This window comes from Parabacteroides sp. merdae-related_45_40 (assembly GCF_001915675.1).
Map to the genome: position 1 here is coordinate 1 of NZ_MNQY01000075.1, position 9,236 is coordinate 9,236.

5 protein-coding genes are annotated in these 9,236 nt (G+C 42.1%); 3 read left to right on the plus strand and 2 right to left on the minus strand.

All coding sequences use genetic code 11. The annotated features are described in order from the left end of the window. Together mgtE and rsmA are read right to left on the minus strand one after the other, a co-directional pair. Positions 1-1,149: magnesium transporter (gene mgtE / locus BHV83_RS10485; protein ID WP_286757495.1), on the minus strand; the 1,149-nt coding region annotated here is incomplete at its 3' end. 80 nt (positions 1,150-1,229) lie between these two features. Beyond that, the gene (gene rsmA, locus BHV83_RS10490) at positions 1,230-2,015 is read right to left on the minus strand and encodes a 16S rRNA (adenine(1518)-N(6)/adenine(1519)-N(6))-dimethyltransferase RsmA (protein ID WP_036723755.1); all 786 of its coding nucleotides are present in this window, start codon (positions 2,013-2,015) and stop codon (positions 1,230-1,232) included. A 96-nt stretch (positions 2,016-2,111) separates the two neighbouring features. On the opposite strand from rsmA, the gene BHV83_RS10495 reads away from it, so the two are divergent. The 3 genes from BHV83_RS10495 to BHV83_RS10505 all read left to right on the plus strand — a co-directional run bounded on the left by BHV83_RS10495 (position 2,112) and on the right by BHV83_RS10505 (position 8,729). Further along, entirely contained in the window at positions 2,112-3,128 is a 1,017-nt protein-coding gene (locus tag BHV83_RS10495; protein ID WP_122205444.1) for a lysylphosphatidylglycerol synthase transmembrane domain-containing protein, read from the plus strand. 101 nt (positions 3,129-3,229) lie between these two features. Next, positions 3,230-4,684 carry an aminoacyl-histidine dipeptidase gene (locus BHV83_RS10500; RefSeq protein ID WP_227225772.1) on the plus strand — a complete coding sequence of 485 codons (1,455 nt, stop codon included), beginning with the start codon at positions 3,230-3,232 and terminating at the stop codon, positions 4,682-4,684. 667 nt (positions 4,685-5,351) lie between these two features. Further along, a complete protein-coding gene (locus BHV83_RS10505) occupies positions 5,352-8,729 on the plus strand; it encodes a DUF6383 domain-containing protein (protein WP_286757496.1) in 3,378 nt (1,125 codons plus the stop codon). Positions 8,730-9,236: the final 507 nt, after the last annotated feature.

The following is a 9,236-nucleotide window of genomic DNA, read 5'->3' on the forward strand; positions in this document are numbered from 1 at the left end:
GCCTAACATAAAGAAATTATAGATAAATACGACTAAACTGATGATGCTGGCGTTAATCAGTGAAACGACAGACTCTTTCAAGATCTGAGGCAGAATGTTACCTTCCTTCAAACTGTTGTTGGCCAGGCCTTGTACCACGATGGCGGAAGACTGGATGCCGACATTTCCGCCTGTTCCTCCAATCAACGGAATAAACAGCGCCATCTTGGGGTTGACGGCAAAATTCCCTTCGAAATTCCCTAAGATCAGGGAGTTCCCGATACCACCTATCATACCGATCAGGAGCCAGGGAAGGCGGGCGGCCGTTTGGGTGAAGACATTATCCGAAGTTTCCACATCCTGCGAGATACCGGATGCCAACTGGTAGTCACGTTCGTGCTGTTCGCGGACTTCATCCATGACATCGTCGATGGTGATACGTCCGACGAGACGCCCGATGCTGTCGATAACAGGTAGGGCGACCAGGTCATATTTTTCGATCGTTTCGGTCACCTCTTCGATACTGTCACTGTCGCGGACGGAGATCGGGTCTTTCTTCATCACATGCTTGATCTTCGAGACGGAAGGATTAGTGATCAGCTTCTGCAGGGGGAGGACTCCGCGAAGGCGCTCATCATCGTCAACTACATAGACGTAATAGATCTCATCCATGTCTTCAGCTTGCTTGCGCATCTCGTCGATACATTTGGGCATACTCCAATTCTCGTTCACCACGATCATTTCGGTACCCATCAATCCACCGGCAGTGTCTTCATCGTATTTCAAGAGGTCGACGATGTCACCCGCCTGCTCTACGTCTTCGATGTGCGAAAGAATCTCTTCCTGGGTATCTTCGTCCAACTCACGCATCAGGTCTACAGCGTCGTCGGTCTCCATATTGTCCACGAAGCGTTTGGCAATCAGTTCGTTCGGAAGTTCTTTCAGCAACTTGTGACGGTCTTCTTCATCCAGTTCCATCAGAACATCCGCTGCCTTTTCACCATCCATCAGCAGATAGAGGTAGATAGCTTCTTGCAAATCAAGCTCCTGGTACAGTTCGGCTATGTCTGCCGGATACAGTTCGTCCAGTATCTCCTTAATCTTAGCATCATCCTTCTCCGTGATGATGTCTTTTAGATGGTCTATATATTCTTTCGTCAGTTCAATCATGCTTTGGAGAATTTAGGATTTATGATTTATGATTTGTGAAACAATGCAAGCTCCATAAGTCATAAATCATAAATCTGAAATCATAAATCTTTTAAGTTTCGCTCCGTTATCAGCGTCAGTTCCACGAACTGCTCTACGGAAAGCTGTTCCGGTCGTTTGTTAAAGATCGGGAGCGAATAATCGGGACAATCCTTACCCAGCAGAGGTTTCATGGAGTTGCGCAATGTTTTGCGACGTTGGTTGAACGAGGTTTTGACAACCGTCTTGAAAAGCTTCTCGTCACATCCCAACGATTTTCGGTCATTGCGCACCATCCGTATCACCGCACTCTTGACCTTTGGAGGCGGATCGAATACATTCTCGCTGACCGTAAACAGATATTCCACTTCGTACCAGGCCTGTAGCAGGACGCTCAGGATGCCGTATGTCTTACTGCCCGGACCGGCAGCAAGACGTTCGGCCACCTCTTTCTGTATCATACCCGAACAGCAGGGAATATGTTCCTTGTAGTCGAGCACTTTGAAAAATATCTGACTGGATATATTATAAGGATAATTGCCAATCACACAAAACTGGTCCGGAAACAACTTGCCGAGATCCAGACGCAGAAAGTCTTCGGCCAAAATCTTGCCTTCCAAGACGGGAAAGTTCTGTTCCAGGTAATCGACCGATTCCATATCCAGCTCCACTACTGTCAGATCGTGTCCTTTTTCCAGTAAGAATTGGGTGAGGACGCCCATCCCTGGGCCAATTTCCAGTACAGGTAACTGCTTGTAATCGGACAATGTATCTGCAATACGCTCAGCTATTTGCAGATCTTTCAGGAAATGTTGTCCTAATGCTTTTTTGGGCTTAACTAATCTCATCCACTTCTTTGGTGTAATGTGTTCGTATTTAAATATAATGCTTATCTTTGCAGGCGTACAAAAATACAACAAATAATTTAAAGTCATCTACGTATAATGGATTTTAAAGCAATTCTACGCACGTTTCTCAAGATAATTCTCCCGCTTGCATTCGGTTGTTTACTCCTTTGGTATCTGTACAGTAAGATGGATATTGGCGAGATCTGGAATGTGATTCGTAAGGGGGTCCGCTATGAGATTATTCTTTTTTCCCTTTTGTTTGGCTTGGGAGCCAATATTGTCCGGGGATTGCGTTGGGGACTGCTGATTCGTTCGTTAGGTGATAAGGTGAAGACCTGCAATGTGATTTATGCTGTGTTGGGGAATTATGCTGTGAACCTTGTGCTACCACGTGTCGGTGAAGTCTGGCGTTGCGGGATGATAACCAAATATGACAAGATCCCGTTTACCCGCCTGTTGGGGACGCTGCTGATCGACCGTGTGAGCGATACCATCATGGTCGGGCTGATCACAATGTCCATCATTATCTTCAATTTTGATTTTTTCCATAGTTTCTTTGCGAAGAACCCTGCGTTGCTGGATGGTTTTCAGTCCATGTTCAACTCGATATGGATTTATGTGGCCGGCGTAATTTTTATTGCCGGAATTTGGTTTATATTCACATATATGAGTAACTTTACGCTGGTCAAGAAAGCAAAGTCGATGTTGCAGAACATCTGGGATGGAATGAAGAGCATCTGGCTGATGAAGCGTAAAGGTCTTTTCGTTATTCAAACCCTGTTGATCTGGACAGGATATTTCCTGTATTTCTACATCACTTTCTATGCTTTCGATTTTACCCGTGATTTGGGTGTGACGGTCGGTCTGATCGCTTTTACGATGAGTAGTATCGCTGTGGCGGTACCCGTGCAGGGGGGGATTGGTCCGTGGCATTTTATGGTGATCGCCACTTTGATGTGCTTCGGAGTAAAAGAAACCGATGCTGCGGCTTTTGCTCTGGTGGTGCATACGGTGCAAACTGCCTGGCTCGGAATTACGGGACTGTTTGGTGTGGTGGCGCTACCTTTTGTAAACAAAGGAATTGACAATGGACAATTGACAATTGACAATTAAATGCCCGGTTGTCCATTCGATATATAACATTAATTATTAACCTAATTGTCAATTGTTCATTGATTAAGTTGTCAATTGTCAATTAAAACGCAGTTTTATTTATGTCCGCAGAAATCAAAAATCTTTCTCCGCAGCCAGTTTGGGGTTATTTCTATGACCTTACGCAAATCCCTCGTCCGACCGGACATATGGAGGCTGTAACCCGTTTTATGGTAGCTTTTGGTAAAGGATTGGGATTGGAAACTTTGCAGGACGAAGTGGGAAACGTTTTGATTCGTAAACCGGCTTCTCCGGGAATGGAAGGACACAAAACCGTGACCATGCAGTCTCACCTCGATATGGTTCCGCAGAAGAACTCTTCGGTAAAACATGATTTTCTAACCGATCCGATCGATGCTTATATAGATGGAGATTGGGTGAAAGCACGCGAAACGACATTGGGTGCTGATAACGGTATGGGTGCTGCTTTTGCTATGGCTGTCCTGGCGGACAAGACATTGACGCACGGTCCTCTGGAAGCCCTTTTTACCATTAACGAAGAAGTGGGGATGGATGGCGCAGTCGGTTTGAAGCCGGGTTTCCTGAAAGGGGAAATCCTGTTGAACTGTGATTCGGAGGAAGAAGGCGAGTTGTTTGTCGGTTGTGCTGGTGGCGCCGATCTGAATGTCTCCATGCAATTTAAGGAAGATACTTATATTCCGGAGGGCGATGTTGCCGTGAAAATCAGCCTGACCGGCTTGAAAGGCGGTCACTCCGGTGTGGATATTCATTTGGGACGTGCGAATGCGAATAAGCTGATGTTCCGTTTCTTGAAAGAGGCCGTACGCGATTATGGGGCTCGTCTGTCATCTGTCGACGGCGGTTCGTTGCGCAACGCTATCCCGCGTGAAGCTTTTGCCGTAATAACAATTCCTGGAGATAATGTGGAAGCTCTTTGGGAGCTTGTGTCCGATTATCGGGAAATGTACCGCTACGAATATAAGGGCATTGAACACAATATTAATTTTACGGCCGAAATGACCGATATGCCGGCAACTCTGATTCCGGAAGAGATTCAGGATGATCTGATCAATGCGATAGAAGGTTGCCAGAACGGTGTGATCAGTATGCTGGTCGATTTTCCGGGTACGGTCGAATCGTCTACAAACTTGGCAATCGTCAAGTCCTCGAACGAAATGATCGAGATTCAAATTTTGGTTCGCAGTTCGTCCGAGAGCCGCAAGGAAGCTGTTTGTTCGAGTTTGGAAAGTATTTTCTCTCTAGCCGGGGCGAAGGTGGAATATTCGGATGGTTACGGCGGATGGCAGCCGAATATCGATTCGCCGATCCTGAAAATCATGCAGCAAGCTTATTTGGATTTGTACGGAAAGAAGCCGGAGGCTAAGGTTATGCATGCCGGTCTGGAATGCGGTATCATCCAGGAATCCTACCCCGATATGGACATGATCTCTATTGGTCCGGACTTGCAGCATCCGCATTCTCCTGACGAGCGTGTAAGCATTCCGTCTGTTGCCCGTACGTGGGACTTTATTGTTACGACGCTTGCGAGAATCTGATTCGTATATACATTATATAATAATATAATAGGAAGCTTCCGGTGGATCTTTTTCATCGGAGGCTTTTTTGTTGCCACAATGTCAACTGTGAAGTTTTCTTGCGTTGTGCATGCTGAATGATCTCCTTTCTCGGTATGAAAAGTAGGAATTGTATGTATATTGAGGATATGTATATTGTCTCGTAGGTGATGTTTTTTTGTTTTTTTGCGGGAAAACTCTTTTTTGCAAGTTTGGCAATTTCGTAATATATTGATTATTAGGTGTACTTATGATCTTGAAAGGTACACGCGTACGTATGTTTATGAGGGTAAAAATAGGTAAAAAATGGGATGTAATTAATTTTATATCAACAAGATAGGTCCCTAAAATAAAATGACTAAAAAAACGTACGTTTAAATTCGTCATTTTTCAGCTACAAAAATACATATACTTTTTGAACTTGCAATTCTTTCCTCAAAGATTTTTCTTTTTCTATATTCTTTCTTATCAATTAGATAGCTTAACATGTACGAAAAACCACCTTTTTATCACAAACCATTTAAACCCTCCCCCAAAATGACTAAAAAAAACGTACGTTTTCATTAGTCATTTTATAGGATGATCTCAAAGAGGGATTTATAGAACTGAATTTCATTATATATAGTATTATTAATTAAATTATTAGATTATGAACAAAAAGTTTTCTACTCTTGTAGTGGCTTGTATGGCTTCGGCTGCGTTCTCATCTGCTTTTGCTGCAAATATCACAAATGCGAGCAGAACAGTGACGAAGATCGAAACCGAAAAAGCTTATCAATTAAGTAATGCAGATGGTAGTAAAATCCTCGTTATGGTTCCTCAAGGAGAGGGTTACACTCTGAAATTAAAAACAGCAACTTCTGTCACAGACCTGAACTCTACTTTATGGGAGATTCAGTATTCTTATCCTAACGGTAGTGCTTCCAGCCCTGATTTTACATTTGTAAATAAGGCGACAGGTATACCTTTACAGGTTGATCCGAAAAAAGCAACACTGTTTTCGGAAGGTACAACTTACTCTACATCAAACAGCTCTTATGTAGAAATGTCTGGTTCTGTTTCTACTTGGAAATGGAAGGATTTTGTAGAGACACAAGGTAGTCCTTTCGGAACAAGTGGCTTGGTGTCTCATTTTGCTAAAGACTCTATTGTTGCATTGGTGACGGGTGCTACACCTGCTACACCTGCTACTACTACGAATAACTATGCAAATTCTGAAGATGTTTATTTGGTTAAAGCCCATGCAAATCGTTCCACATGGAATGGTATTCATCTAAGAGTTGCTCCCGCTTATGCAGGTGGTGTTACATTATCTGCAAAAGATTTGAATACCAAATTGGGAACAGATCCGGAAGGTAAATCTTTCAAACTGTCTTCAACTCCGGAGTTGAAGGTGGGTACGAATGGAAATAGTACATTGGGTAATATCTTTACGGATAATACACTGCGTGCATGGGAACCTGCTGCTGCTACAAATGAAGCAAATTCTGAAATTTATGTGGAACAGTCAAATTTCAATAATGGAACAGCTAATACCTTTACAGGTATGTTCCTTCAAGTTATTGATAATGATGCTAAAAAGGATGATCCTTTTAATGATGTTTATTTAATGGCGGATACAGCTTACATTAATGGAATGTATCTAAACAATCAGAATTGTATTAAGTTTACAAAAGATTCTATCAAAAGCGCTGAATGGCAAGGTAACAACTATTTGAATAAAGTTAAGCCGGGTCGTAACAACCATGCTGCGTTATTCACTTTTGAATATTTTGCTTCTCAAGATAGTATCGCCATCAAGGTTTTTAAATATAACACAAAACAGACAGTCGCAGAAACGAAAGATGGTAAGGTTACATTCTGGGGTGGTACATCTGTTACGGATGCAAATACAGTAGTTTTGAATAAACTGACTTCTATTAGCGAAATTACTTTGGGTGAAGCAAATATGAGTACATCTAAGCCAGCCAATATTAGATTTACTTTGGGGGAAGGTGCAACGAACCGCAGATCCATTAACAATGGTGTTTACGTGATTAAGAACACGAAGGGTCAGTATTTGGCAGTTCCTATCTATAATACGAAGAAAGCGACATCTTGGAATGCTGCTGAATGGGTGACAATTGAGGCAGATGCTCAAGATGTTTTGCGTATGCCGGCTTATCAGTGGGTTGCTGTACAGCGTGACACATTATCTTCCGGACTGAAAGAAATTTCTCGCATGGCTCTCACTAACCGTGAGTTCGAAAATGTTGCAAAAGATATCCAGTTGCGTAAGGATGCAGGTGCTACTTATCTCTTCACTAATGAAATCGCTGAAGGAAAAGACTCTTTGATTATTGAAGCTGTACCTGCTTCTGTTATTGCTAACAAAGAATTAGGTTACTTGAACTTGGAAGATGCTGAATTGGCTGTTATGACTTATAACTTCAATTATTTGCATTCTTATGCAGATGATAAGTTCATCGGTATGATGGAAGATTCAGTTTTGAATGTGAAAGATGGCAAGTATGCATTCTTTATGAAAGAATCAAAAGAAGCAAACTATGGTTTCACTTCTCCGTATGTTGCCGGTTTAAAACAATTGACCCGTGTTATTTACACTCCGTATGTAAAGACTGCTAACGGTGATCGTTATATTACAATTGATGCTGAAAAACGCTATAGAATGACTTATGATGAAACGGAAGCACAGAAGTTCTATCTGAAAGAAAACAACTTCTACAAACCGGCATCTAAGGAAGCTGCACAGCCGTATTACGCATTTATTAATGTAACAGAAACAGCTGATTCTACAAAGATGGGGTCTGCAGATCAAGATCTGAACGTAATCTTGAGAGATCAGGTATTGAATGAAACTCGTACTTCTGCATTTGCCGTAGTTCCGAACGATGCTCCTCTGTATCGTCGTTTCAATACAGAACTGGAAGGTGCTGTTGAAGGACAGGAAGATGCGACGAAGATCTTGAAGTTCAAAGAATTCTATCGTGGTGAATACTTGATGGATGAAAATAATAAAAAATTCCAGGATGAAGTTGTTAACTATGTAGGTATTGAACGTGCAGATAAAGCTACAGGTTTATCATTCTATGTGGATACAGTTGTAGTGAAAGGTACAGCAGGTCACGAACAGAAACCGCAGTATTTCGTATATGTTGACAGAGTAGTTGTTGATCCGGTTCCGGGTAAGGAATGTCAGGAAGGTGATAATCATGTTGATGCCAACGGTGATCCGACAGATGCTGCACATTGCGTTCATGCAACTCCTTCTAAAGCAGGTTTCACTGTTGCTAAATACATGGTTAGCTTCGCAGACTCATTAAGCGCAAAAGATGCTGACAAACTGTATAAGTTTGGTGAATACACTCGCGTAGGTTTCGTGAAAGGTTTGCATATCGGCGACAGCCTGTATATCTTGACAAATGGCTTCGAAAATATGGAAGCAAGCAAGTTGGATACTGCTGCTATTCGTGCTAACTACAAGGCTACAAGCAATGAGTTCAATATTATCGATTTGAAAGCAGAACATACAGACGCTCATCATAACTATACTTGGTCGTTCCGTTACACAAATCCGGAAGCTGCAGCTGCAGTTGATGAAGATGCTCGTCGTTTCTTGATCGAATCTGATAAGAAAGATGCAGATAATGATATTGCTCCGTCTAAGGCTGCATGGTTGAAGAGCCAGAATGGTTGCTTAGTATTGTCTGATGCTGCTACTTCAACATTCGAAAATGCTAAGACCGGTGGTGACAACGCTCTTATCTTCAATATCGAAGTAGGTTCAGAAAATGATCTGGCAACAGACAACGAAGAAATCGCAACTTCTGAAGTAACAGTTATCGCTGGTGCAGGTCAGGTAACAATCGCTAATGCTGCCGGTAAGAAGGTTGTTGTTTCTAACATCCTTGGCCAGACAGTAGCTAACACAGTTATCACTTCTGACAATGCTGTAATTGCTGCTCCTCAGGGTGTAGTTGTAGTAGCTGTTGAAGGCGAAGAAGCTGTTAAGGCTATCGTTAAGTAATAATAGAAAATTCATCATCAGGTAGGGATACGAGCAATCGTATCTCTGCTCTGAAAAAGAATAAGATTTTATAAATCAAATAATTCTAAATTTTACCGTGCAGCTTTCAAGCTAATTATCCCGTGATGGGTGAACAGGCGGTAATATTAATACTAAAGTAAAAAATTAAAAAAAGTTCATCTGCCATTATCCCTGTGAAGAGAAAAGGCAGACACAAAATGAAGCCTCTCCGGTAGCAATATCGGGGAGGCTTTTGTTAAAAAAGCATTGATTCTGTATGTTTCCAGGGCAACCGCACCAAAAATTGCTATCCAAGACCATCTCTTCTTTCTCTATAAAAATTTGCAAACCAACCATCATACTATCATGGCTGGTTGTTAGCTGTTGTTTCACAATATGTTAAAGCATGAAGGTGTCTGAAAAGGCAGCCTTCTTTTTTTGTTATGCAGCCCGTTTATTATCCATTTTTATATTTAAAATATCTTTGGTCTTCTCAATTATTACTTT

Bases quoted from the DNA above. Each gene is read 5' to 3' on its own strand.
- BHV83_RS10505 (WP_286757496.1), top strand. From the start codon at position 5,352: ATGAACAAAAAGTTTTCTACTCTTGTAGTGGCTTGTATGGCTTCGGCT.
- BHV83_RS10495 (WP_122205444.1), top strand. From the start codon at position 2,112: ATGGATTTTAAAGCAATTCTACGCACGTTTCTCAAGATAATTCTCCCG.
- BHV83_RS10500 (WP_227225772.1), top strand. From the start codon at position 3,230: ATGTCCGCAGAAATCAAAAATCTTTCTCCGCAGCCAGTTTGGGGTTAT.
- rsmA (WP_036723755.1), bottom strand. From the start codon at position 2,015: ATGAGATTAGTTAAGCCCAAAAAAGCATTAGGACAACATTTCCTGAAA.